Raw genomic sequence first — 23,297 nt, 5'->3', positions numbered from 1 at the left:
CGGCGCCGTTGTGGTACTTCGCGCAGTTCCCCGCGCCCCTAGGGAGTCGTCGCGCTGCTCGCTTTCAAGAACTCCCTGAGGATGCGCTCCCCCGCCAGTACCCCCCGTTCCGGTAGTGCGGTGATCCGAGGGGCCGTCCAGTCGGTGTCCGCCAGTTCTCCGTGGCCCGGGCGCCAGCCCCGGTCGGCTGCCAGGAGGAGGTCGGCGTCCAGCAGGGAGTCGCCGGCGGCCAGGGTCAGTTCCGCGCCGGTGCGGCGGGCGACCTCGCGGACGGCCGCGCTCTTGGTGAGCGGCTTGGGCACGGCGTAGATCTTGCGGCCCTGGAGCGAGACGGTCCAGCCGCGGTTCTCCGCCCACACCGCCAGCTCCTTCACCCAGTCCTCGGGCAGCAGTTCGCGCTCCACCACCAGGTAGGCGAACAGGTCCTCGGCGACCCGGTGCTTGCGCACCCACACCGGGTCGGCGGCGCGCAGCAGATGCTCGCGGACCTCCGCCAGCGGCGCGCACTCGTCGGCGAGCCGTGCCAGCACGCGCGCGTGCCAGCCGGCGTCGGCGACCCCGTCGACCAGCAGGTGGCCCCCGTTGGCGCAGATCGCGTAACGGGGCGGGGGGCCCGGCAGGTTGATGCGCTGGTACTGCTTGCGGGTCCGGGTCGTCGTCGGCACGAACACGGCAGCGTCGCCGAGCTCCGTCAGCAGCCCGGCCGCCGTCTCCGTCAGGTAGGACAGCGGCCTGGCCTCGTGCACCTCCACGCACAGCAGCCGGGGCGCCCGGGCGTCCGGCATGGTCAGCGCGAGGGCCGCCGAGGAGTAGATCAGCGTGCGGTCGAGGTCGCTCGCCACCAGCACCGGCATCAGACGTGCACCGCCTTCCCGTCGGCGCCCGTGGCACCGCGTGTGTACTTGGGGTGGATCAGCCCGACGCAGCTGTAGGGCAGCTCGCCGACCTCCTCCACCGGCACGCCCCGCTGTTCGGCGAGCAGGCGTACGTGGTCCAGTTCGGGGCCCGCGCCCGCGCGCGCCAGGATCTTCCACGGCACCCGGCGCAGCAGCACCCGGGTGGTCTCACCGACGCCCGGCTTGACGAGGTTCACGTCGTGGATGCCGTACTCCTCGCAGATCCGCTCGACCGCCCGCCAGCCCGCCCAGGTCGGGGTGCGGTCGGTGGCGAGCAGTTCCTTGACCGCGCCGGTCACGGAGTCGGCGACCTCCTCGAAGCGGGCGGAGACGGCGTCGAGGAAGGCCACGGAGACGTCGGCTCCGGCCAGTTCGCGGTAGAACTTCGCCCCGTGGTAGTCGTCCGGGCCGACCAGGTCCGCCCGCAGCACCGTGCGCGAGACCAGCCCGGACACGGTGGAGTTGAGGCAGGCGGAGGGGATGAGGAAGTCGTCCCGGGTGCCGTACGTGCGCACGCAGGAGCCGGGGTCGGCGAGGACGGCGATCTCCGGGTCGAACCCGGTGACGCCCTCCCGCTCCCCGAACTCCTCAAGCGCCTGGGCGAGCTCCCGGGTGATGGCGCCCTTGCCGGTCCAGCCGTCCACGAAGACGACGTCCCGGGGGTCGTGGTGGGCGGCGAGCCAGCGCAGCGCGTTGGTGTCGATGCCCCGGCCGCGCACGATCGACACGGCGTAGTGCGGCAGGTCCAGCCCGTGCCGGAACCGCGCCCAGCGGCGCATCAGGATGCCCACCGGGGTGCCGGCGCGGGCCAGGGAGACCAGCACCGGGCGCGGCGAGCGCTCGGCGATCACCGTCTCGGTGACCACGCCCACCGCCCGCGCCAGCCGGGCCGCCGACGCCTTGAGGGCCGCGTGGAACAGCGCCTGGTAGCGCTCGCTGGGCTGGTACTCCACCGGCAACGACTCCGCGTAGTGCGCGCCGCCGCTCTGGACGGCCTCCTCCCGCTCCTCGGTCGGCGCCTCCAGGGGCACGTCGGACAGGTCCTGGAGCAGCCAGCCGACCTCCTCCGGCGCGTACGAGGAGAACGCGGGACCGCGCAGGGGCTCGGGCAGCATGGCCGGCCTTCCGGGAACGTGCGGGACGTACGACGGTACGACCGCGAGCAGAACGTGCGGGACCTGCTCGGCGAGCCGGGCCGGCAGGCCGTCCCGCGCGTGCAGGGCGGGGGTGTCGGCGACGGAGTCGACCACGGCCACGACGGCGTCGAAACCGGCGCCGGCCACGTTGTAGGCGTAGCGCTCGCCGGGTCCGTCCGCCGGGTCGTCGTGGGCGGGGAAGACCAGGCGGGTACGGATCGCGTAGCCCGGGTCGTCGACGGCGAGCACGGGCGAGCGGGTGGTGGTGGAGAACCGCACCTCCGCGTCCGTGGCGCGCTCCAGCTCCCGCGCGAGCCGCAGCGGGGCGTACATCAGCTCCTCGAACCCGAGCACCAGCACCCGGCGCGCACCGGCCGGCAGGGCCGCGCGCACGCGCTCGGCCATGGCGGGGAGCGCGGCTTCGAGCCGGGCGCGGTGGGCGGGGGTGAACCCGTGCCGGGCGCCGTCGGGGAGGCCGGGAGGCCAGTGCAGGTCGACTCGCCTGACCCGGTGCGCCCCGGTAGGGGCGCGACCGGCCACAACGGACCCGCACCCGGCCGCCTCACATTCCGCGACCAGCCGCTGCCCCTTCTCCAGCACCCCCTCCGGCAGCTCCACGACCCCGGACGCGAGGGCTACCACGTCCACCCGTGCCCCAATGTCCCCGGCGAACCGTTCCAGCCGGGCCGTGTCCTCCGGCGACCGCATGTCCACCAGCGCGACCACCACGTACCGCCGCCGGGGATATCGCGCGTGCAGGTCACGGATGGTGTTCAAGACCGTGTTGCCGGTGGAGAACTCGTCGTCCACCAGCACCAGCGGCCCCCGCCCGGCGAGCAGCCCCGGATCCTCGGGCAGCAGCAGATGCGACGTGGCGTGGGAGTGCGACTCCTCGAACCCGCCCGCGGCGGCGACCCCGCGCACCGGCCGCCGCGTGGAGTGCAGATACGGCACGGAACCGAGCCCGTCCGCCACCGAGTGCCCCAGCCCGGTCGCGGTCTCGGCGTACCCGAGGACGAGCGCGTCCGACGCCTCGGCGCCGAGCAGCGCGGCGACCCGGCGGCCCAGCCGCAGGCCATGGTCGTAGACCACGGACGGCGACTGCGGGACGTGCTTGCCGAGGACCTGGGAGACGAGCAGGTGGGCGCGCTTGGGGTTGCGGCGCAGCGCGAGCCCGAGCAGGGCCGGCAGCCCGTCGTCGCCCACGAGCCCGACCCCGAGTCGCTCGGCGACCCAGCTGCCGGACCAGACCCCGTCGTTCACTGCGTTCTTCATGCGTTCCTTGCTGAGGTGGCGAAAGGTTCAGCCGGGTATGCCGGCGGCGAGCAGTTCCACGAAGCCGACGTCCTCGTGGGCGACACCGAACGCCTCGGCGCGCAGCAGGGTCCGCTCGGCCCAGGCGCGGTGCGGCTTCACCTCGTTCATCTTGTTCGTGTAGGCCGACCGCAGTACACCCCCGCCGCCGCGTTCCGGCCGCAGGATGTCCTGGGCGTCACTGAACTCCTCGTGACTGACCACGGAGAGCGCGTGCACGGGCAGGACGTGGGAGGGGTGGATGCAGGTCTTGCCGAGCAGACCGTTGGCCTGGTCCAGGGAGATCTCCCGGAGCAGCCCGTCCATGGCGTGGGCGATCAGCCGCTCGCGCAGCTCGGCGGCCTGCACCTGGAGGAAGGGGCTCTGCCGCAGCTGCGGCTTGAACATGCGCTCGGAGGCGCGGAAGTACTCCCAGACCGGTCCGGTGACGGTGAAGCCGGTGCCGTCGGCCCGGCCGAGCATGTTCACGACGTCGGCGATCACGGAGGCGACCACCTGGACGTCGTAGGCGGTCATGTCGGGGGCCCGGCGCAGGCCGTAGGAGGAGCAGAAGTCGGTGACGCCGAGGCGCAGGGCCAGCACCCGGTCGCGGTACTTGTCGACCGCGCGGAAGATGCCCTCCAGCGTCTCCACGCGCGACTCGCGGTACAGCAGCTCGGGCGACTCCAGGACCGGCATGGCGAACAGCCGCCGGCCGCCGGCGCTCTCGGCCGCCGTCAGGGCCTCCAGGAAGGGGATGCCGCGTTCCTCGGTGAACTTGGGCAGCACGAACCCGGACAGCAGGCGCCCGGCAGAGCCGAGGCGGCGGACCAGGTCCGGTATCTGCTCGGGGGCGCGCACCCGGATGAACAGCAGCGGCGGCTCCGCCCCGGGCCGGGCGGCGAGGTCGGCGAACTGCCGGACGAGGTTCTCCTCGCCCGCCGCCACGTCCGCGTCGCCGATCGAGTCCTCCAGGCACAGCACCATCGAGACCACGCCGTTGCCCGCCTGCTTGACGATGTCGTCCGCGAGTCTGGGCCGGGTCGCCGGGCTGTACAGCGTGGCGCCCAGGGCCGCGGAGAGCAGCCTGGCCGGGGAGTCGGCGGTGAACGCGCACGGCTCCTGGTGGAAGAGGCGCTGCCGCACCTCGGGGGCGATGTGCCCGAAATGACGCATAGGGCTCCCTTTGAACTCCGGCCACGCCTCTGGGTTCGGTAAAGGGTGGCCGGTAATAGTACGTAGGGACCCATGGCGGAGGTTCCCCGTGGACATGAATTTCCGGTAACTCGCCCCTGTTGGCGCCACGCCCCCACATTGTCGTGACCAGGACCGAGAGGGCAGGATGACCGCATGACGCACGCCATGCTGAAGGGGTCGAACGTCCCGCTGGAGGCCACCACGGTACGCGCCGTGCTGCGCTGGACACCCGGGCAGGGCGTCCCGGACGTGGACGTGTCGGCGCTGCTGCTCGGACCCGACGGCCGTGTGCGCTCCGACGAGGACTTCGTCTTCTACAACCAGCCCCGGCACCCCTCCGGGACGGTGTGGCGGCTGGGCAAGAAGCGGGTCGCCGAGGGGCTGACCGACACGATCCAGTCAGAGCTGACCGGGGTCGAGCCCGGCGTCTCGCGAATCCTGCTGGTCGCCTCCGCCGACGGGGTCGCCTTCGACCAGGTGCCGGCGCTGTGCATCCTGCTGTACGACGCGGGGGCCGCCGACGCCGAGCCGCTGGCCCGGTTCGACATCAAGCCGGAGACCGGGGCCGAGACGGCGCTGATCTGCGGTGAGCTGTACCGGCGCGGGGAGGGCTGGAAGTTCCGCGCGCTGGGCGAGGGCTACTCCAACGGGCTGGAGGGGCTCGCGACGGACTTCGGCATCTCGGTGGACGAGTCCGAGGCGGCGGCGGAGGAGCCGCCGACGTCCGCCCTGCCGTTGCCTCCGGAGGTGCCGGCGTACGGGTATCCGCAGCCGGTGCCGGTGCCGGCGGCTTCGGCGGGGGACGGGTACTTCCGGATGCCGCCGCAAGGGCCTCAGTTCATCGGGCGGTAGGTTCGCCTACCAGCTCGGGGGGGGGCTTCGGTCGTACGGCGACTGCGGGCCGGGCGTGGTTCCCGCGCAGTTCCCCGCGCCCCTTTCGGGGCGCCCCAGTGCGGAGCGTTCATCTGTCCGCCTTCGCCTTGTAGCCCCTGCCCCACTGGAGGCCCCAGCCGTAGAGGCGGTCCAGTTCGCCCTGGAAGCCGTAGACGAACTTGACCTCGCGGCGGACGATCAGTTCGTCCTTGACGTTCTCCAGGAGGACGACGGCGCAGGAGCGGGCCTGGGGATGGCGTTCGTCCAGGCCGATCTCGATGCGGGGGCCGTTGCTCGGGTAGAGGGTGACGACGGCCTGGGTACGGTCGAAGGCGGGCGTCTGGTCGTAGATGTAGACGAAGACCAGCAGCCGCCTGATGTCCTCGCGGTGGTCGAGGTTGACGTACATCGTCTCGCCGGAACCGGAGCCGAACCGGTCGTCGCCGCTGAGCTTGATGTACGGCGGTGCGTTGACGTCGCCGAGGTAGCCGCCGAGGGGCTGGACGACGCCCTTGGTGCCGTCGGTGAGCTCGTACAGGCAGCCCAGGTCGAGGTCGACGTTGACCATGCTCTGGCCGTGGCCGAGGATCTCCGGCGGCTTCAGCGCCTTGAAGGGGTGGCGCAGCAGGCTGGTGCGGGGGCCCGGACCGAAGTCGGAGGTCCGCATCCGCCAGGTGAGGTTGACGCGCAGGTTGCCGGTGGCCGCGCCCTGCTTGGTCAGGGACACCGTCGGGTGCCGCCTGGTCAGCTCGATCGCGTTGGTGGCCGCGTTGCCCGAGTCGAAGGCCGCGGCGCGCCCGCCGAGCAGCCCGTCGAAGAAACCCATTCCCGCCCCCAGGTACCCGTTGTGACACCGACGGGGCGGCCGACCGCGTCGGCCGCCCCGTTCGAAGCGTTCCTCACCGGCGGGGGTGTCACACCCCGGAGGAGACCTCGGTCTTCGCGCCGCCGCCCTCGCCCGCGGCGGCCAGGGCGCGGTTGCGGCGGACCGAGGAGAGGAAGGACGCCAGGATCAGGATCACGCCGATGGAGCCGGTGATGACCTCGTGGATCTCGTACTGGATGGTGATCAGCAGGACCACGGCGAGGGCGCCGATGGCGTAGTGGGCGCCGTGCTCCAGGTAGACGTAGTCGTCCAGGGTGCCCTGGCGGACCAGGTAGACGGTCAGCGAACGCACGTACATGGCGCCGATGCCGAGGCCCAGGGCCATCAGGACGATGTCGTTGGTGACGGCGAAGGCGCCGATCACGCCGTCGAAGGAGAAGGACGCGTCCAGGACTTCCAGGTAGAGGAACATGAAGAACGCGGCCTGGCCGGCCAGCACGATCGCGGGCTTCTTCTTGCCGCTGCGGGCCGCCGCTTCCTCCTGCTCGTGCTCGCGCTCCTCCTCTTCCTCCAGCTTGTCCTCGAAGTAGCCGGAGAGACCGCCGACGATCATGTAGGTGATCAGGCCGGCGATGCCGGAGATCAGCACCGTCTGGGCCTTGTCGGCGTGCACGCCGCCGTGCTGGTGGGCGTGGGTGGCGACGGTGAAGGCGGCGACCAGCAGGACGATCAGGGCGATGCAGACCGACAGCATGTCGACCCGGCCGAGCTTGGCCAGGGGCCGCTCGATCCAGCGCAGCCACTGGATGTCCCGGTCCTCGAAGATGAAGTCGAGGAAGATCATCAGCAGGAACATGCCACCGAACGCGGCGATCGCCGGGTGGGCGTCGGTCACCAGCTGCTCGTAGCGTTCCTTGTTGTTGATCGCGAGGTCGACGGCCTCGATCGGGCCCATCTTGGCGCTGATGGCGACGATGACGACGGGGAAGACCAGCCGCATGCCGAACACGGCGATGAGCACGCCGATGGTGAGGAAGATCTTCTGCCAGAAGGGGCTCATCTTCTTCAGGATTCCGGCGTTGACCACCGCGTTGTCGAAGGACAACGAGATCTCCAGGATGGCCAGGATCGCCACGACCCCGAAGCCGGTCCACCCCCCGTAGAACGCCCCCGCGACCAGACCGAGCGCGGTGATCGCGAAGGACCATCCGAAGGTTTTGAGAAGCACTGGCTACCCCATCATCTGTCGAGGCCCCTCCCGGACGAATTCCGAGGAGAGTTCTCCCCCGCGCCGTACGCGGCTTTACGAAACGTTGACTCCGAAGTCTAGAGCGATGCCCCGGAGCCCCGACGCGTACCCCTGGCCGACCGCTCGGAACTTCCATTCGCCCTGGTACCGGTACAGCTCCCCGAAGATCATCGCGGTCTCGGTGGAGGCGTCCTCGCTGAGGTCGTAGCGGGCCAGTTCCTGGCCGTCGGCCTGGTTGACCACGCGGATGAAGGCGTTGGAGACCTGGCCGAAGGTCTGGCCGCGCTCGTCCGCCATGTGGATGGAGACCGGGAAGATGATCTTCTCGCAGTGGAGCGGGACCTTGGCGAGGTCCACCAGGATCGACTCGTCGTCGCCGTCGCCCTCACCGGTGAGGTTGTCGCCGGTGTGCTCCACCGAGCCGTCGGGGCTCTTGAGCTGGTTGTAGAACACGAACCACTCGTCGCCCAGCACCCGGTTGCCCGCGCCGCACAGCAGCGCGCTGGCGTCCAGGTCGAAGGGGGCACCGGTGGTGGAGCGCGCGTCCCAGCCGAGCCCGATCATGACGTTGGTGAGGTTCGGTGCGGCCTTGGAGAGGGAGACCTTGCCTCCCTTGGCGAGCGTGACGCCCATGCTGGTCCTCCCCTGGTGGTGCTTCCCTGGTTCTCCTGTGCGTCCGGCGCCGCCCGTAAACGGTGCGGCGCCGGACACCGAGGATGTCGTTACGCTGCCGGGATCAGACGTTGACTCCGAAGTCCTGCGCGATGCCGCGCAGCCCGGAGGCGTAGCCCTGGCCGATGGCGCGGAACTTCCACTCCGTGCCGTGGCGGTACAGCTCGCCGAAGACCATGGCGGTCTCGGTGGAGGCGTCCTCGCTCAGGTCGTAGCGGGCGATCTCCGCGCCGCCGGCCTGGTTGACGACGCGGATGAAGGCGTTGCGGACCTGGCCGAAGGACTGCTGGCGGTTCTCGGCGTCGTAGATCGACACCGGGAACACGATCTTGTCGACGTCGGCCGGGACGCCGGCCAGGTTCACCTTGATCTGCTCGTCGTCGCCCTCGCCCTCACCGGTGAGGTTGTCGCCGGTGTGCTCCACCGAGCCGTCGGGGCTCTTGAGGTTGTTGAAGAAGACGAAGTGCTGGTCGCTGATGACCTTGCCGGAGTTGTTCAGCAGCAGCGCGCTCGCGTCGAGGTCGAAGTCGGTACCGGTCGTGGTCCGCACGTCCCACCCCAGACCGACGATGACCGCGGTCAGGCCCGGGGCCTCCTTCGTCAGCGATACGTTGCCGCCCTTGCTGAGGCTGACTCCCACGGGTCCTCCATGTGGTGTTCAGGGGCGGGGAGCCCCGTCGTGCTTCGGATATGGGATCAACGTGCCGATCCTAGTGACGGGTTCCCGCCTGCCGCTCAGCTTGGGCCGAGGAAACCCAGGTGTCGGCCCGCGTGGCTCACAGAGTGTCGAGCGCCTTCACGTAGTCGCCGAGGTCGCGGGCGTCCGGCAGGCCGTTGACCACGGTCCACCGCACGACGCCCTCCTTGTCGATGATGAAGGTGCCCCGGACGGCACAGCCCTTGTCCTCGTCGAAGACGCCGTAGGCGCGCGAGACGTTGCCGTGCGGCCAGAAGTCGCTCAGCAGCGGGTACTCGAGGCCCTCCTGCTCGGCGAAGACGCGCAGGGTGTGGATGGAGTCGTTGGAGACGGCGAGCAGCTGGGTGTCCCGGTCCGTGAACTTCGGCAGGTTGTCACGCAGCTCGCACAGCTCGCCGGTGCACACGCCGGTGAAGGCGAAGGGGTAGAAGAGCAGGACCACGTTCTTCTCGCCGCGGAAGTCCGAGAGCTTCACGCTGCGGCCGTGGTTGTCCTTGAGCTCGAAGTCGGGTGCCTTGTCGCCGACCTGGATCGCCATCGTCGTGCATCCCTTCGGGGGCTGTTCGGGTGGAAGTGACGCATGAGCGCACACGGCGCTCGGGTCCACCCTACGCAGCGGTCGCCGAGGGGTTCACGGCGGCCGGGCCGGGCCGAAAGGGGCCCGGCCCGGCCGGCCATCGGCTCAGACGGTCACCGCTTGGACTTGGCCTTGGGCGTCGCCAGGCGCGAGCCGCTCCAGTCCTTGCCGACGCTGACGCTCTTCGAGGCCGTCAGACCGGCCGTCGTGGCGGCGTCCTGGATGTCGCTCGGTTCCACATACCCGTCACGGCCGGTCTTCGGCGTGAAGAGCAGGATGGCGCCGCCCTCTTCGATGTACGTGGTGGCATCCACCAGCGCATCCGTCAGGTCGCCGTCGTCGTCACGGAACCACAGCACAACGGCGTCGGCCACGTCGTCGTAGTCCTCGTCCACGAGGTCAGTCCCGGTGACCTCCTCGATGGCCTCGCGGAGCTCCTGATCGACGTCGTCGTCGTAGCCGATCTCCTGGACCACCTGCCCGGGCTGGAACCCCAGCCTGGCGGCAGGGTTCGTCCGCTCCTCCGCGTGGTCCGCGGTCGCGCTCACGGGTTGCCTCCTGATCATGTCTTTGTTGAGTATCTCAGCCACGCGCGTGCGCGAAGCATTGGCCGTAGTCCACACGGGCGGGGCGGATCGCGCAAGTACCCGGCCGTCGGGACCGTCGAAACGGTGACGCTCCCGGCCGTGTCGCCGTAACTCCTGGCACCGTATCGCGCTTTTCCCTCCCCCACATCACGCCGATGTGCCCGGTTTGCACCCTTCGGAATCATCCTGGGTTACGCCACTCGAACAATTTTGCCAAGCACGTCACACCCCGGGCGTATCGTTGCGTTTTGACCGGTGGTGCGCCGGCGGAGACGACCGTGGAGATGACGTACGCGTTCCCCAGGTACACGATGGGGAACGGTGCAGGCAGCCGTTAACGAGAACTGGCCCTCCGACAGGTAAGGAACAGCGTGGCTTCCGGATCCGATCGCAACCCGATCATCATTGGCGGCCTTCCGAGTCAGGTCCCTGACTTCGATCCCGAAGAGACTCAGGAATGGCTCGACTCCCTGGACGCCGCCGTCGACGAGCGCGGCCGGGAGCGGGCCCGCTATCTCATGCTGCGCCTGATCGAGCGGGCCCGCGAGAGGCGCGTGGCCGTGCCCGAGATGCGCAGCACGGACTACGTCAACACGATCCCCACCAAGAGCGAGCCGTTCTTCCCGGGCAACGAGGAGATCGAGCGCAGGATTCTGAACGCCACCCGCTGGAACGCGGCCGTCATGGTCTCCCGCGCCCAGCGCCCGGGCATCGGCGTCGGCGGCCACATCGCCACCTTCGCCTCCTCCGCCTCGCTCTACGACGTCGGCTTCAACCACTTCTTCCGGGGCAAGGACGAGGGCGACGGCGGTGACCAGGTCTTCTTCCAGGGCCACGCCTCCCCCGGCATCTACGCCCGCGCCTACCTGCTCGACCGGCTCACCGCCGGGCAGCTCGACGGCTTCCGCCAGGAGAAGTCGAAGTACCCGGACGGCCTGTCCAGCTACCCGCACCCGCGCTCGATGCCGGACTTCTGGGAGTTCCCGACGGTCTCCATGGGCCTCGGCCCGCTCTCGGCGATCTACCAGGCGCGGATGAACCGCTACATGCAGGCGCGCGGCATCGCCGACACCTCCCGCTCGCACGTGTGGGCGTTCCTCGGCGACGGCGAGATGGACGAGCCCGAGTCGCTCGGCCAGCTCACCCTGGCCGCCCGCGAGGGCCTGGACAACCTGACCTTCGTGGTCAACTGCAACCTCCAGCGCCTCGACGGCCCGGTGCGCGGCAACGGCAAGATCATCCAGGAGCTGGAGTCGGTCTTCCGGGGCGCCGGCTGGAACGTGATCAAGCTGATCTGGGACCGCTCCTGGGACCCGCTGCTCGCGCAGGACCGGGACGGCATCCTCGTCAACAAGATGAACACGACCCCGGACGGCCAGTTCCAGACGTACGCCACCGAGTCCGGTGCCTACATCCGCGAGCACTTCTTCGGCGACGACCACCGGCTGCGCGCGATGGTCGAGAACATGACCGACGACCAGATCCTGCACCTGGGCCGCGGGGGACACGACCACCGCAAGATCTACGCCGCGTTCAAGGCGGCCAAGGAGCACAAGGGCCAGCCGACGGTCATCCTGGCCAAGACGGTCAAGGGCTGGACGCTGGGCCCGAACTTCGAGGGCCGCAACGCCACGCACCAGATGAAGAAGCTGACGGTCGACGACCTCAAGCGCTTCCGGGACCGGCTGCACCTGCCGATCTCCGACAAGGAGCTGGAGTCCGGCCCGCCGCCGTACTACCACCCGGGCCGGGACTCGGAGGAGATCCAGTACATGCACGACCGCCGCCGCTCCCTCGGCGGTTACGTTCCGACGCGCGTCGTGCGCTCCGAGCCGCTCGCCCTGCCGGACGACAAGGCGTACGCGACCGTGAAGAAGGGCACGGGCCAGCAGTCCATCGCGACGACCATGGCCTTCGTCCGGCTCCTGAAGGACCTCATGCGGGACAAGGAGATCGGCAAGCGGTTCGTGCTGATCGCGCCGGACGAGTACCGCACGTTCGGCATGGACTCCTTCTTCCCGAGCGCGAAGATCTACAACCCGCTGGGCCAGCAGTACGAGTCGGTGGACCGCGAGCTGCTGCTGGCGTACAAGGAGTCGCCGACCGGCCAGATGCTGCACGACGGCATCTCCGAGGCGGGCTGCACGGCCTCGCTGATGGCCGCGGGCTCGGCCTACGCCACGCACGGCGAGCCGCTGATCCCGGTGTACGTCTTCTACTCGATGTTCGGTTTCCAGCGCACCGGCGACCAGTTCTGGCAGATGGCCGACCAGCTCGCGCGCGGATTCGTCCTGGGCGCGACCGCCGGCCGCACGACCCTGACCGGCGAGGGCCTCCAGCACGCGGACGGCCACTCCCAGCTGCTGGCCTCCACCAACCCCGCGTGCGTGGCCTACGACCCGGCGTACGCCTACGAGATCGCGCACATCGTCCAGGACGGTTTGCGCCGGATGTACGGCGGCTCGCCCGAGCACCCGCACGGCGAGGACGTCTTCTACTACCTCACCGTCTACAACGAGCCCATCCAGCACCCGGCCGAGCCGCCGAACGTGGACGTCGAGGGCATTGTCAAGGGCATCCACAGGCTCGCCGAGGGCACCGCGGGCTCGATCCCGGCGCAGATCATGGCGTCGGGCGTGGCGGTCCCGTGGGCGCTGGAGGCGCAGAAGATCCTCGCCGAGGAGTGGAACGTCAAGGCGGACGTGTGGTCGGCGACCTCCTGGAACGAGCTGCGCCGCGAGGCCGTGGACTGCGAGCGGCACAACCTGCTGCATCCCGAGGAGGAGCAGCGGGTGCCGTTCGTGACCCGCAAGCTCGGCGGTGCGGAGGGACCGTTCGTGGCCGTGTCCGACTGGATGCGATCGGTTCCGGACCAGATCGCGCGCTGGGTGCCCGGCCCGTACCAGTCCCTGGGCGCCGACGGGTTCGGCTTCGCCGACACCCGGGGCGCCGCGCGCCGCTTCTTCCACATCGACGCCCAGTCGATCGTGGTGGCGGTGCTGACGGAACTGGCACGGGAGGGGAAGGTCGACCGGTCCGTGCTGAAGCAGGCAATCGACCGGTACCAGCTGCTGGACGTGTCGGCGGCGGATCCGGGGGCGGCCGGGGGCGACGCGTAGCCGTTGCGCTTGGCTTGGGCCGACAAGGGGGTGCGGGGAAGGCGCGGGCCGGCAGTGGGCTGGTCGCGCGGTTCCCCGCGCCCCTTTGGGGGCTGTACTTACCGTTTCTTTACGATGCGGGCATGGAACAACTGTCCGCGCAAGCGCGGTGGGAGCGGTTCACCGAGCGGCCGTTGTTGGGGCTCGCGGTGGTCTTCGGCGTCGCCTACGCGGTGCCCATCGTGGACGCCTCCGCCGGGCGGTTCCTGACGGCCGTGTGCACGGGGGTCGAGTGGGTGGTGTGGGGGGCGTTCGCCCTGGACTACCTGGTCCGGCTGGCGCTCGCCCCGCACCGGAAGACGTTCGTGCGACGGCACTGGCTCGACCTGTGCGCGGTGGTCCTGCCGCTGCTGCAACCGCTGCGGCTGCTGCGGCTGGTGTCGACGCTGCTGCTGGTGGGCCGGCGGGCGCGGATGGCTCCGCAGATCCGGCTGACCACCTATGTCGTCGGGGCCGTGATCGGCCTGCTGATGTTCGGCTCGCTGGCCGTGCTGTCCGTGGAACGCGAGTCACCGCACGGGAACATCCGGACGCTGGGTGACGCGGTGTGGTGGTCGTTCACGACGATGACGACCGTGGGGTACGGCGACCACGCGCCGACGACGGGACTCGGGCGGATGATCGCGGTCGGGCTGATGCTGTCCGGGATCGCCCTGCTCGGTGTCGTCACCGCGAACATCGCCGCCTGGTTCATCTCGCGGTTCGAGAAGGACGACGTGGAGGAGCGGCGGCAGACGGAGGCCATCGCCGCGCTGGCCGAGGAGGTGCGGTCGCTGCGCGCCGAGGTGGCGCGGCTCGCGGAGACCCGGAGGGACGCGGAGAGCTGCGCGGTCGGCAACAGTCCCTCCGCGCCCGGCAACGGGCCGCCGGCCCCCTAGAGAAGGCCGTTCCCCCAGGCCGCCGCGCCCGTGAGGGCCATGGCGGCGAGCAGGGTGTCGATGGCGCCCAGGACCAGGGCCACCAGCGCCGGTACGTTGCGTTCGCCGGACCAACTGCGGCCCATGGACTGCCAGCCGCAGAAGATCGCGACGGGACCGAGGACGATCCCCAGCGCGAAGAAGCCGGCCACCGCGCAGATGGCGCCGATGATCCCGAGCGTCGCGCGGTCCGGCCCGGTGCGTGACCACGTCCGGCCACGCGACCGGGGGTACCCGCGTGTTCCGTGCCCGAAGCCTGCCATCATCAACTCCCTGGGGCATCTGGACAGTTCGGCTTCACGGTGCGAGTACCCCGGTTGCGCCGGAGCAGACCGGGCGCGCTGTCCCCCTCCGACAGCGCGCGCCGCGGCCCCGTGGTCCTCCCATGTCCTGCGGAGGAGTTGACCCACTGTGACCTGCGGCGCGCGCCGGGAGCCAGCGATCTTGAGCGGAGTCACCCTGATAGGCGAACTCCGCCGGGAAGGGGCCGTCAGATGTGGCCCACGCCCGCGCCCGCCTCCGCGTTCGCGCCCCGCTTGGTGAGCAGCGCGACGAGGACGGCGACCGCGGCCACGCCCGCCGCCACGAGGGAGGCGAGGCTCATGCCGTCGATGAAGGTGTGGTGGGCCACCTCGGTGATCTTCTCGGCTATGGGTGCCGGGGTGTCCTTGGTCACCGGCGCGACACCCTGCTGGACCGCCTCGGCCGCCTGGTGCAGCTGCTCCGGGGGCAGCTTCGGCAGCCCGGCGTCCGCCCAGTTGTCGCCGAGGATGCTGTCGACCTTGGAGGCCATCACCGCGCCCAGCACGGCCGTGCCGAGGCTGCCGCCGATCTGCATGGCCGCCTGCTGGAGTCCGCCCGCGACACCGGACAGCTCCATCGGGGCGTTGCCCACGATGACCTCCGTGGCGCCGACCATGACCGGGGCCAGGCCGAGGCCGAGCAGGGCGAACCAGACGGACATCAGGCCGCTGCCGGTGCCCTCGTCCAGCGTGGACATGCCGTACATGGCGATCGCGGTCACGGCCATGCCGCCCGCCAGCGGGATCCGCGGGCCGACCTTGGTGATGAGGGCACCGGCCAGCGGGGAGCCGACGATCATCATGCCGGTCAGCGGCAGCAGGTGCAGGCCCGCGTCGATCGGGCTCATGCCGTGGACGTTCTGCAGGTAGAAGGTGACGAAGAACAGGCCGCCCATGAACGCGATGGCCATCAGCACCATCAGGACGACGCCCGCGGACAGCGCGACCGAGCGGAACAGCGCCAGCGGGATCAGCGGCTCCTTCACCCGCTTCTCCCAGAGGGCGAACAGGGCGAAGCCGGCCATCGAGGCGACGAGGAACAGCCAGGTCTTGCCGTCGCCCCAGCCCCAGGCCGGGGCCTTGATGAGGGCCCAGACCAGGCAGAACATCGCGCCCGAGAGCAGGGCGATGCCGAGCAGGTCGAAGGAGCGCGGGGCGTTCTCGGCGCGGTGGTCGAGCAGGATCAGCAGGCCCAGCAGCAGGGCGAGGGCGCCGACCGGCACGTTGATGAAGAACACCGACTGCCAGTTGACGTGCTCGACGAGGACACCGCCGAGGATCGGGCCGCCGGCGGTGGAGGCGCCGATGACCATGCCCCAGATGCCGATCGCCATGTTGAGCTTCTCGGCCGGGAAGGTCGCGCGCAGCAGGCCGAGCGCGGCCGGCATCAGCAGCGCGCCGAACAGGCCCTGGAAGACGCGGAAGGTGACGACCGCGGCGATGCTGTCGGACAGTCCGATGGCACCGGAGGCGACGGCGAAGCCGGTGACGCCGATCAGGAACGTCTGCCGGTGGCCGAAGCGGTCGCCGAGCTTGCCGGCGGTGATCAGGGAGACCGCGAGCGCCAGGAAGTAGGCGTTGGTGATCCACTGCAGCTGCGCCCAGCTGGCGTGCAGATCCTTGCCGATGGCCGGGTTGGCGATGGCCACGATGGTGCCGTCGAGGGCCACCATCATGACCCCTACGGCGACGGTGATCAGCGTGAGCCACGGGTGGCCGCGCAGGCCCGCGGCCGGCTGCGGCCCGGACGGGGCCGCCGGCGCTTTGTCCCCCGGCCCCGTCGCGTCGATGGTGGTCCGACTAGTCATACACTCAGGTTAGTGACAGCCGCTGACAGTTGACAAACCAATTCACTAGTCGGTTACTGACACGAAAAAAGGGGGTCAAGCCCAGGGCCGGACGGAGGTTCGCCCGCGTTCACAGGAGAGTGGCCATGGAGACGCTGCGCGAGCGCAAGAAGCGGCGTACACGGGAATCGCTGCTGCGGGCCGCTCTCGAACTGTTCACCACGCAGGGCTACGAGCGCACGACCGTCGACGAGATCGCCGACGCCGTCGACGTCTCGCAGCGCACCTTCTTCCGTTACTTCGCGGGCAAGGAGGACGTGGCCTTCGCGGTCCAGGACATGGCGGAGGCGGCGTTCGTGGGGGCCGTACGGGCGCGCCCGCCGCACGAGGCGCCGATGCGGGCCCTGCGCCAGGCGTTCCTGGAGAGCTGGGACGAACTGCACGCGACCGTCGAGTCGGTCGTGCCGGTCGAACTGCACCTGCGCATGTACCGCACGATCGAGGCCGAGCCCGCGCTGTTCGCCGCCCGGCTGCGCCGGCTGGCCGCGACGGAGGAGGCCCTCGCGCGGGTGCTGGCCGAGCGGGAGGGCGTCGACGTGGACGCCGACCCCCGGCCCCGGCTGGCGGTGGCCGTGTTCGGCGGGGTGATGCGCGTCACCGAGCGGCAGTGGTGCACCAGCGAGGACTCGGGGGCCGAGCTGATCCGGACGCTCACCACGTCGTACCTCGATCAGGTGGGTTCGGCGCTCACCGGAAACTGGCGGACCACCTGAGATCGTTGGCAGATCGCCGACTCCCTCACCACCGCCCGCCGAAACGTGATCCCCGCCACTCGGTTACCCCGAGACCCGCTCGCTCTCCTAGTGTGTCCTCCCAGTGACTTCCTTCGACACCTCCCCGCAGCTCAGCATCTGGCGCGCCCTGCTCGCGCTGGCCGTGGTGTTCGTGATGCTCGCGACCACCGGCTGGACCGCCCTGCGCACCCACCGGGAGTCGTCGGCGCTCGCGGCCTCGCTCGCCGAGTGGCGCCACGGTCACCTGCACGGCCTGCGCCTGCCGGACCCCGACGCCGCCCCCACCCGGCTCGCCCGATTCTTCGGCTCGCTCACCCCCGGCGACCGCGACCGGCTGGCCCGCCGCTACCCGCTCGCGGTCGGCAACATGAACGGCGCCCCGGTCTCCCTGCGCTACCGGGCCAACCACCTCGCGCTGGAACGCGCCCGCGCGACCGAGCGCGCCCGCATGCACGACAGCCGGCTCAGCGCGGCGGGCCAGCAGGACGCGGGCCGGCGGATGCACCGCTACGAATCCCTGCTGAGCGACGGCCGGCAGATCCTGGCCTTCGACCCCGCGGGCCCGGGCCGGATCGCCGAGGTGTTCGGCGACCTCGCCGCGGCCCGGCGGATCTCGGTCGTCGTCCCCGGCGTCGACACCGACCTGCTCACCTTCCAGCGCACCAGCCGCCCCTACAGCGCCCCGGTCGGCATGGCCAAGGCGCTCTACGCGGCCGAGCGGGCGGCGCGCCCCTCGACCCGTACGGCGGTGATCGCCTGGGCCGACTACACCTCCCCCGACGGGCTCGGGGTGGACGCGGCCACCGGACTGCGCGCCGAGGAGGGCGCCGTACGGCTGAACGCGCTGCTGCGGGCGCTGCCCGGCCGGTCCCCGGTGTCGATGTTCTGCCACAGCTACGGCTCGGTGCTCTGCGGGGTCGCCGCGCGCGACATGCCCCGCCGGGTCGCCGACCTGGCGGTGGCCGCGAGTCCCGGCATGCGCGCCGGCAGCGCCGCCGGCCTCGGCACGACGGCCCGGGTGTGGGCCATGCGGGACGCCAGCGACTGGGTGCGCGACGTGCCCTACCTGGAGCTGGGCGGCCTCGGCCACGGCGCCGACCCGGTGTCCTCGGCGTTCGGCGCGCGGGTGCTGTCGGCCCGGGACGCCGAGGGCCACAGCGGTTACTTCGAGCCCGGCACGGACAGCCTGCGCAATCTCGCCGACATCGGGGTGGGCGCGTACGGCGAGGTGACGTGCGCACAGCAGGATGATGCGTGCCGGTCCGGTCTGTCCGGCACGCCGACGGCCCAACGCGCGTAGAAACAGCAGGAAGTGCGGTCTGCGCGGGTGGCGACGGAGGGACACGTGCCGCATACGATGAGCCGCATGGGTGACGTACTGGCGGGTTTTCATGCCGTCTGGGAGTTCGAGTCCGACTCCGTGCTCATCCGTTACGAACGGGGGATTCGGACACCGAAGCTGTTCCAGGCGCTGGGCGAGCGCCGCATCCCGCTGACCGCGGTCGAGGGCGTGACCCTCGGTCCGGGGCGGCGCGGGACGGTCGTCCTGCGCCTGCGGCCGCGCCCCGGCGCCGATCCGCTGATGGAGGCGGCCGACGGGCAGCTGAAGGAGGGCTCCGACCCGTACCGGCTGGTGCTGCCGGCCGAGCGGGAGACCCTCGCCGAGTACTACGCCGACGAGCTGAAGGGGCTGCTCACCGAGTCCGGCCCCGCCGACCGGCACCTGGTCGCGGCGCCCGAGGCGCCCCTGCACTTCAAGGCCTACGACGGCAAGGCGTCCTTCGACGGGACGTCCGTGCAGTTCCGCTGGTCCTGGACGGGGGCGTCCTCGACCAAGTGGAAGGCCGGCGACCAGAGCTTCGCGGTGACCGAGCTGAGCGGGGTGGAGTGGCGCTCGCCGGAGGTCTTCGAGGGGCATCTGCGGCTGGTCCGGCGAACGCCCGGCCCGGCGGCGCCCGCGCAGCCCGACCAGGACCCGGCGGCCGTCGTCTTCGGGCTGGGCTACGGCCCGGTGCACGAGTCACTGCCGTTCGCCGCGGCGGTCCTGGCCGCCGTGCGCACCCGGGGACCGGTACCCGCGATACCGTCCCCGGCCCGGCGCGACCCCGCCGACATCGCCGAACGCATCCGCCACCTCGGCGAACTCCACCAGGCCGGCCTGGTCACCGACGAGGAGTTCTCCACCAAGAAGGCACAACTCCTCGCCGAACTGTGACCACCCGTCCGGCTCCCCCGTCCGGCCCAACGGGCCGGCAGGCCCCGCCGAACGGCCGGGCGCGCCGGACAATCGGCCCCGGCGAACGGCCGGGCGCACCGGACAGCCGGTCCGCCCGACAGCCAGCCCAGCCGCACAGCCGGGCGTGCCGGGCAGTCGACCCCGCCGGGTAATCAGCCCCGGCAGACAGCCAGCCCTACCGGGTAATCAGCCCCGGCAGACAGCCGGCCCCGCCGGGTAATCAGCCCCGCCGGACAGCCGGCCCCGCCGGGTAATCAGCCCCGGCGGACAGTCGGCACGCCGGATGGTCGGCGCGCCGGACGGGCAGTTCCGGACAGCCCCGCCGGATCGTCGGCCCCGCCGCGTGGTGCTTACTCGCGGCCCGCCGACGCGAAGCGCATGTCCGGGTAGCGGTCGCCGGAGACCTGGGAGGCGATGGGTTCCAGGGTGGCGAGTTCGTCGTCGGTGAGGGTGATGCGGGTCGCCGCCACGTTCTCCTCCACCCGGCCCGGCTTGCGGGTGCCCGGGATCGGCACCACGGTCAGGTCCGCGACCGACGCCCGCTGCTGCGCCCAGGCCAGGGCGATCTGGCCGAGCGTGGCGCCGCGGGCCTCGGCGATCGCCCGGATCGGCGCCAGCAGGGCCGCGTTGGCCGTCGCGTTGGCGCCGGTGAAGCGGGGCTGCTGGCGGCGGAAGTCGTCGGCCGTCAGGTCCTGCTCGGCGTTGGTGAAGGAGCCGGTGAGGAAGCCGCGGCCGAGCGGCGAGTACGGCACCAGGGCCACGCCCAGGTCCCGCGCGGCCGGTACGACCCTGGCCTCGATGTCCCGGCTGAACAGCGACCACTCCGACTGCACGGCCGCGATCGGGTGCACGGCGTGCGCGGCGCGCAGCTCGTCCGCGGTGACCTCGCTGAGCCCCAGGTGCTTGACCTTGCCCTCGCGGACCAGCTCCGCCATCGTGCCGACGGTCTCCTCGATGGGCACGTTCACATCGCGGCGGTGCATGTAGTACAGGTCGATCACCTCGACGTCCAGCCGCTTCAGGCTGGCCTCGACCGCCTCGCGGATGTAGGGCGCGTCGTTGCGGATGATGCGCTTGGTCGGGTCGTCCGGCGGGATGGACAGGGCGAACTTGGTGGCGATGACCACCTCGTCCCGGTGCGCCTTGAAGAAGGGCGCGAGGAACCGCTCGTTCTCCCCGGCACCGTAGGCGTCCGCCGTGTCGTACAGCGTGACGCCCAGCTCCAGCGCCCGGTCCAGGGCGGCACGGGCCTGCCCGGCGTCCGTCGGGCCGTAGCCGAAGTTCATGCCCATGCAGCCGAGGCCCTGCACGCCGACCTCCGGCCCGTCCGCGCCGAGCCGTACCGTCGGAATCCTGGCGTCGGTCATCGAGTGGTCCCCTCCGTGGCGTAAAAACTGATCTTGCGGTCGAGTACGGCGAGCGTGTCGCGCAGTTCGGCGATCCGGTTCAGGACGTCCCGGCGGGTCGACTCCAGCAGGTCCCGCCGCTCCGCGTAGGTGCCCTCGCCCTCCCGGACCAGCTCCGCGTACCGGACCATGTCCGCCACCGGCATGCCGGTCAGCCGGAGCTTGGTCACGAAGTCCAGCCAGTCCAGGTCGCGGTTGCGGTAGCGGCGCTGGCCGGTGTGTGAGCGGTCGACGTGCGGCATCAGCCCGATCCGCTCGTACCAGCGCAGGGTGTGCGCGGTCAGACCGGTGAACGCCACGACCTCGCTGATCGTGTAGCGGTCCTGGCCGTCGGGGCGGGGGTGGCGCCGGGGAGGGGCGGAGCAGATGTCGGCGGGGGTGGCTTGCCCGGTGGCCGCTGGCGTGGTCTGCATCACCGTCATGTCCCCACGCTATGGCGTTGGAGTGCACTCCAAGCAAGCCGGTCCGGTAAGAAATCCCCAGGACCGGACCCGGTGGCGGTGGTTAGCCTGCGCCCCATGAGTCTCGTACGACGGGCCCGGCCCGAGGATGCCGGGGAAGTACTGCGACTGCGCCAGATCATGATCGATTCCCTGTGGGGCGACGGAGGCGGCGGGGGTGACGGGGCGGCCGGCTGGCAGCGCGAGTCGCTGCCGGAACTGCGCGAGCGGCTCGCCGGGGACGCGGACTTCGCCGCGTTCGTGGTGGACCACCCCGGCCGGCCGGGGGCGCTGGCCGCGCTGGTGGCGGGGACCGTGGAGTACCGCATCGGCAAGCCCGGCAATCCGCGGGGCCGGGTCGGGTACGTCTTCAGCGTGGCGACCGACCCCGACGCCCGCAGGCGGGGCTACGCGCGCGCGTGCATGGAGGAGCTGCTGGCCTGGTTCCGGGCGCGCGGCGCCGGACACGTGCTGCTCAACGCCTCGCCGGAGGCCGAGCCGCTGTACACCGCGCTGGGCTTCACCCGGGATTCCGACCCGTCGATGCGGCTGTCGCTGTGAGCCGCATAGGCTCGGACGCATGTCGTTGCAGAGCCTGGCGCTGATCGAGAACTGGCCCGTCCCCACCGCCGCGGCGGGAGTCGTACGAGCCGACGGGACCGTCCTCGGGACGCACGGTCCCGTCGGGCACCGCTTCCCGCTGGCCTCCGTCACCAAGCCGCTGGCGGCCTACGCGGCGCTCGTCGCCTACGAGGAGGGCGCGATCGAGCTGGACGAGCCGGCCGGTCCGCCCGGGGCGACGGTCCGTCACCTCCTCGCGCACACCTCGGGCCTGGCCTTCGACGAGCACCGGGTCACGGCCCCGCCCGGGGACCGGCGGCTGTACTCCAACGCCGGGTTCGAGCAGCTCGGGGACCACATCGCCAAGGCGACGGACATCCCGTTCGCGGAGTACCTGCGCCAGGCCGTGCTGGAGCCGCTGGGCATGACGGCCACGTCGCTGGAGGGGTCGCCGGCGAAGGACGGGGTGTCGACGGTCGAGGACCTGCTGCGGTTCGCGGCGGAGGTCCAGGCGCCCCGGCTGCTGGACGCGCGGACGGTGGCGGCGGCGATGACCGTGCAGTACCCGGGGACCAAGGGCGTGCTGCCCGGGTACGGGCACCAGAACCCGAACGACTGGGGCCTGGGCTTCGAGATCCGCGACGGCAAGTCCCCGCACTGGACGGGCGCCTCGTCCTCGCCGCGCACGTTCGGGCACTTCGGGCAGTCGGGCACGTTCCTGTGGATCGACCCGGACGCCGGGGCGGCCGGGGTCGCCCTGACCGACCGCGCGTTCGGCCCCTGGGCGATCGAGGCGTGGCCGGCCCTCACGGACGCGGTCCTCGCGGAACTGCGCGGCTGACGAGGCCGCGTCCTTCGGGGGCTGCCGCCGCTACGGCGTCATCTCCCACAGCAGCAGGTCCGCCGGGGCCGACGCCAGCGCCCGGAGCCCCTCGGCGCCGGTGATCCGGGCCGCGTCGCCGGGGCCCAGCCCGGTCCCGGCCAGCCGGACCGCGCCGCGCACCACATGGACGTACACCCACGGTGCGTCCGGCACCGCCGTCCGCTCCCCGGCCCCCAGCCGCCGGACGTGCAGCACCGCGCCGGCGGCCGGGACCTCGTACCTGACGGGGCCCCCGGCGGCCGGGACCAGGGTGTAGGACGGGGTGCCGCCGGGCTCCCGGGGGGTCAGCCACATCTGGAGGAAGGTCAGCGGGGCCGGGCCGTCGTTGCGTTCCACGTGCCGCACGCCCGCCGCCGCGCTCAGGTGCTGCACGTCCCCGGGGCCGACCCGCGTCTCGTGCCCGCCGGAGTCGCGGTGGGTCAGCTCGCCCTCGACGACCCAGGTGACGATCTCGGTGTGGCTGTGCGGGTGCTCGTCGAAACCGGCGCCGGGGGCCAGCCGCTCCTCGTTGCAGGCGATCAGCGCGCCGAACCGCAGGTTGTCGGGGTCGTAGTGCGGCCCGAAGGAGAAGGCGTGCCGGGTGTCGATCCCGGCCCCGGGGTCCCCGCCGCGATAGCGCTCACCGGCGCGCCGTACGTCCGTCATCACGGCCCCCACGGTAGCCCCGCGGTCCGGACCGGGCCGCGGGCGGCCCCGGTCCGGGGCACCGTACGGAGACCGGCCGGGGGCGCCTTCCGGTTCCTGGCCCGGCCGCCCGGCGAAGGGCCGCCCGGCCGCCCCGCCGCACCGTCCCGGCCGCCCACACCGGTC

Annotated in this window: 22 protein-coding genes; 8 read left to right on the top strand and 14 right to left on the bottom strand. The window is 71.5% G+C overall.

Annotated features, from left to right (window positions below; all coding sequences use genetic code 11):
* Positions 1 to 38: 38 nt before the first annotated feature.
* Genes Srubr_RS38255 through Srubr_RS38245 form a run of 3 tightly spaced genes read right to left on the bottom strand, consistent with a single transcriptional unit; the run spans position 39 to position 4,501 of the window.
* A complete protein-coding gene (locus tag Srubr_RS38255; RefSeq protein ID WP_189996768.1) occupies positions 39 to 854 on the bottom strand; it encodes an HAD family hydrolase in 816 nt (271 codons plus the stop codon).
* The gene (locus tag Srubr_RS38250; RefSeq protein WP_189996769.1) at positions 854 to 3,307 is read right to left on the bottom strand and encodes a phosphoribosyltransferase; all 2,454 of its coding nucleotides are present in this window, start codon (positions 3,305 to 3,307) and stop codon (positions 854 to 856) included. The genes Srubr_RS38255 and Srubr_RS38250 overlap by 1 nt, the downstream gene beginning before the upstream one ends.
* Positions 3,308 to 3,334: 27 nt before the next feature.
* Entirely contained in the window at positions 3,335 to 4,501 is a 1,167-nt protein-coding gene (locus tag Srubr_RS38245; RefSeq protein WP_189996770.1) for an HpcH/HpaI aldolase/citrate lyase family protein, read from the bottom strand.
* A 174-nt stretch (positions 4,502 to 4,675) separates the two neighbouring features.
* Between Srubr_RS38245 and Srubr_RS38240 the strand changes: the two genes are divergently transcribed.
* Positions 4,676 to 5,374 (top strand): TerD family protein, encoded by a 699-nt coding sequence (locus Srubr_RS38240; protein ID WP_189996771.1) that lies wholly within the window; start codon positions 4,676 to 4,678, stop codon positions 5,372 to 5,374.
* Positions 5,375 to 5,483: 109 nt separating this feature from the next.
* Here the strand turns inward: Srubr_RS38240 and Srubr_RS38235 are convergent, their stop codons facing one another.
* The 6 genes from Srubr_RS38235 to Srubr_RS38210 all read right to left on the bottom strand — a co-directional run bounded on the left by Srubr_RS38235 (position 5,484) and on the right by Srubr_RS38210 (position 9,964).
* Positions 5,484 to 6,221 (bottom strand): TerD family protein, encoded by a 738-nt coding sequence (locus tag Srubr_RS38235; RefSeq protein ID WP_189996772.1) that lies wholly within the window; start codon positions 6,219 to 6,221, stop codon positions 5,484 to 5,486.
* A gap of 88 nt (positions 6,222 to 6,309) precedes the next feature.
* On the bottom strand, positions 6,310 to 7,449 hold the full coding sequence (locus Srubr_RS38230) for a DUF475 domain-containing protein (protein WP_189996773.1): 1,140 nt from the start codon (positions 7,447 to 7,449) through the stop codon (positions 6,310 to 6,312).
* Between the two features lie 75 nt (positions 7,450 to 7,524).
* Complete coding sequence (locus tag Srubr_RS38225) at positions 7,525 to 8,103, bottom strand: TerD family protein (protein ID WP_189996774.1); 579 nt, start codon at positions 8,101 to 8,103, stop codon at positions 7,525 to 7,527.
* Positions 8,104 to 8,206: 103 nt separating this feature from the next.
* Positions 8,207 to 8,782 carry a TerD family protein gene (locus Srubr_RS38220; protein ID WP_189996775.1) on the bottom strand — a complete coding sequence of 192 codons (576 nt, stop codon included), beginning with the start codon at positions 8,780 to 8,782 and terminating at the stop codon, positions 8,207 to 8,209.
* Between the two features lie 136 nt (positions 8,783 to 8,918).
* Positions 8,919 to 9,377 (bottom strand): peroxiredoxin, encoded by a 459-nt coding sequence (locus Srubr_RS38215; RefSeq protein ID WP_181794128.1) that lies wholly within the window; start codon positions 9,375 to 9,377, stop codon positions 8,919 to 8,921.
* 152 nt (positions 9,378 to 9,529) lie between these two features.
* Positions 9,530 to 9,964, bottom strand: a complete 435-nt coding sequence (locus Srubr_RS38210; RefSeq protein WP_189996776.1) for a DUF3052 domain-containing protein — start codon at positions 9,962 to 9,964, stop codon at positions 9,530 to 9,532.
* A gap of 410 nt (positions 9,965 to 10,374) precedes the next feature.
* Between Srubr_RS38210 and aceE the strand changes: the two genes are divergently transcribed.
* On the top strand, positions 10,375 to 13,122 hold the full coding sequence (gene aceE, locus Srubr_RS38205) for a pyruvate dehydrogenase (acetyl-transferring), homodimeric type (RefSeq protein WP_189996777.1): 2,748 nt from the start codon (positions 10,375 to 10,377) through the stop codon (positions 13,120 to 13,122).
* Positions 13,123 to 13,244: 122 nt separating this feature from the next.
* Complete coding sequence (locus Srubr_RS38200; protein ID WP_189996778.1) at positions 13,245 to 14,039, top strand: potassium channel family protein; 795 nt, start codon at positions 13,245 to 13,247, stop codon at positions 14,037 to 14,039.
* Here the strand turns inward: Srubr_RS38200 and Srubr_RS38195 are convergent.
* On the bottom strand, positions 14,036 to 14,344 hold the full coding sequence (locus Srubr_RS38195) for a small hydrophobic protein (protein ID WP_189996779.1): 309 nt from the start codon (positions 14,342 to 14,344) through the stop codon (positions 14,036 to 14,038). The two genes, Srubr_RS38200 and Srubr_RS38195, sit on opposite strands and share 4 nt — an antisense overlap.
* Positions 14,345 to 14,568: 224 nt before the next feature.
* Complete coding sequence (locus Srubr_RS38190; RefSeq protein WP_189996780.1) at positions 14,569 to 16,188, bottom strand: MFS transporter; 1,620 nt, start codon at positions 16,186 to 16,188, stop codon at positions 14,569 to 14,571.
* A gap of 125 nt (positions 16,189 to 16,313) precedes the next feature.
* Here Srubr_RS38190 and Srubr_RS38185 point away from each other — a divergent pair, with 125 nt between their 5' ends.
* The 3 genes from Srubr_RS38185 (at position 16,314) to Srubr_RS38175 (ending at position 19,176) form a co-directional block, all read left to right on the top strand.
* A complete protein-coding gene (locus Srubr_RS38185) occupies positions 16,314 to 16,940 on the top strand; it encodes a TetR family transcriptional regulator (protein ID WP_189996781.1) in 627 nt (208 codons plus the stop codon).
* A 103-nt stretch (positions 16,941 to 17,043) separates the two neighbouring features.
* The gene (locus Srubr_RS38180) at positions 17,044 to 18,261 is read left to right on the top strand and encodes an alpha/beta hydrolase (RefSeq protein WP_189996782.1); all 1,218 of its coding nucleotides are present in this window, start codon (positions 17,044 to 17,046) and stop codon (positions 18,259 to 18,261) included.
* A gap of 66 nt (positions 18,262 to 18,327) precedes the next feature.
* Positions 18,328 to 19,176, top strand: a complete 849-nt coding sequence (locus Srubr_RS38175; RefSeq protein ID WP_189996783.1) for a DUF4429 domain-containing protein — start codon at positions 18,328 to 18,330, stop codon at positions 19,174 to 19,176.
* 371 nt (positions 19,177 to 19,547) lie between these two features.
* Here Srubr_RS38175 and Srubr_RS38170 read toward each other — a convergent pair whose 3' ends face one another.
* Complete coding sequence (locus Srubr_RS38170; protein WP_189996784.1) at positions 19,548 to 20,564, bottom strand: aldo/keto reductase; 1,017 nt, start codon at positions 20,562 to 20,564, stop codon at positions 19,548 to 19,550.
* On the bottom strand, positions 20,561 to 21,025 hold the full coding sequence (locus Srubr_RS38165; protein WP_189996785.1) for a MerR family transcriptional regulator: 465 nt from the start codon (positions 21,023 to 21,025) through the stop codon (positions 20,561 to 20,563). The genes Srubr_RS38170 and Srubr_RS38165 overlap by 4 nt, the downstream gene beginning before the upstream one ends.
* 96 nt (positions 21,026 to 21,121) lie before the next feature.
* On the opposite strand from Srubr_RS38165, the gene Srubr_RS38160 reads away from it, so the two are divergent.
* Together Srubr_RS38160 and Srubr_RS38155 are read left to right on the top strand one after the other, a co-directional pair.
* A complete protein-coding gene (locus Srubr_RS38160; protein WP_189996786.1) occupies positions 21,122 to 21,604 on the top strand; it encodes a GNAT family N-acetyltransferase in 483 nt (160 codons plus the stop codon).
* Positions 21,605 to 21,623: 19 nt separating this feature from the next.
* Entirely contained in the window at positions 21,624 to 22,445 is an 822-nt protein-coding gene (locus tag Srubr_RS38155) for a serine hydrolase domain-containing protein (protein ID WP_030604517.1), read from the top strand.
* 30 nt (positions 22,446 to 22,475) lie between these two features.
* Here Srubr_RS38155 and Srubr_RS38150 read toward each other — a convergent pair whose 3' ends face one another.
* Complete coding sequence (locus tag Srubr_RS38150; protein ID WP_189996953.1) at positions 22,476 to 23,132, bottom strand: pirin family protein; 657 nt, start codon at positions 23,130 to 23,132, stop codon at positions 22,476 to 22,478.
* Between the last annotated feature and the right edge of the window lie 165 nt (positions 23,133 to 23,297).

Source organism: Streptomyces rubradiris (assembly GCF_016860525.1).
In the GTDB taxonomy this organism is placed as follows: domain Bacteria; phylum Actinomycetota; class Actinomycetes; order Streptomycetales; family Streptomycetaceae; genus Streptomyces; species Streptomyces rubradiris.
Note: the sequence above shows the minus strand (reverse complement) of the source record. Positions and strands in the feature narration are given on the sequence as shown.

Excerpts from the sequence above, each read along its gene's own strand:
- Srubr_RS38255 (WP_189996768.1), bottom strand. The coding sequence starts at position 854 with ATGCCGGTGCTGGTGGCGAGCGACCTCGACCGCACGCTGATCTACTCC.
- Srubr_RS38250 (WP_189996769.1), bottom strand. The coding sequence starts at position 3,307 with ATGAAGAACGCAGTGAACGACGGGGTCTGGTCCGGCAGCTGGGTCGCC.
- Srubr_RS38245 (WP_189996770.1), bottom strand. The coding sequence starts at position 4,501 with ATGCGTCATTTCGGGCACATCGCCCCCGAGGTGCGGCAGCGCCTCTTC.
- Srubr_RS38240 (WP_189996771.1), top strand. The coding sequence starts at position 4,676 with ATGACGCACGCCATGCTGAAGGGGTCGAACGTCCCGCTGGAGGCCACC.
- Srubr_RS38235 (WP_189996772.1), bottom strand. The coding sequence starts at position 6,221 with ATGGGTTTCTTCGACGGGCTGCTCGGCGGGCGCGCCGCGGCCTTCGAC.
- Srubr_RS38225 (WP_189996774.1), bottom strand. The coding sequence starts at position 8,103 with ATGGGCGTCACGCTCGCCAAGGGAGGCAAGGTCTCCCTCTCCAAGGCC.
- Srubr_RS38215 (WP_181794128.1), bottom strand. The coding sequence starts at position 9,377 with ATGGCGATCCAGGTCGGCGACAAGGCACCCGACTTCGAGCTCAAGGAC.
- Srubr_RS38200 (WP_189996778.1), top strand. The coding sequence starts at position 13,245 with ATGGAACAACTGTCCGCGCAAGCGCGGTGGGAGCGGTTCACCGAGCGG.
- Srubr_RS38195 (WP_189996779.1), bottom strand. The coding sequence starts at position 14,344 with ATGATGGCAGGCTTCGGGCACGGAACACGCGGGTACCCCCGGTCGCGT.
- Srubr_RS38190 (WP_189996780.1), bottom strand. The coding sequence starts at position 16,188 with ATGACTAGTCGGACCACCATCGACGCGACGGGGCCGGGGGACAAAGCG.
- Srubr_RS38185 (WP_189996781.1), top strand. The coding sequence starts at position 16,314 with ATGGAGACGCTGCGCGAGCGCAAGAAGCGGCGTACACGGGAATCGCTG.
- Srubr_RS38175 (WP_189996783.1), top strand. The coding sequence starts at position 18,328 with ATGGGTGACGTACTGGCGGGTTTTCATGCCGTCTGGGAGTTCGAGTCC.
- Srubr_RS38170 (WP_189996784.1), bottom strand. The coding sequence starts at position 20,564 with ATGACCGACGCCAGGATTCCGACGGTACGGCTCGGCGCGGACGGGCCG.
- Srubr_RS38165 (WP_189996785.1), bottom strand. The coding sequence starts at position 21,025 with ATGACGGTGATGCAGACCACGCCAGCGGCCACCGGGCAAGCCACCCCC.
- Srubr_RS38160 (WP_189996786.1), top strand. The coding sequence starts at position 21,122 with ATGAGTCTCGTACGACGGGCCCGGCCCGAGGATGCCGGGGAAGTACTG.
- Srubr_RS38155 (WP_030604517.1), top strand. The coding sequence starts at position 21,624 with ATGTCGTTGCAGAGCCTGGCGCTGATCGAGAACTGGCCCGTCCCCACC.
- Srubr_RS38150 (WP_189996953.1), bottom strand. The coding sequence starts at position 23,132 with ATGACGGACGTACGGCGCGCCGGTGAGCGCTATCGCGGCGGGGACCCC.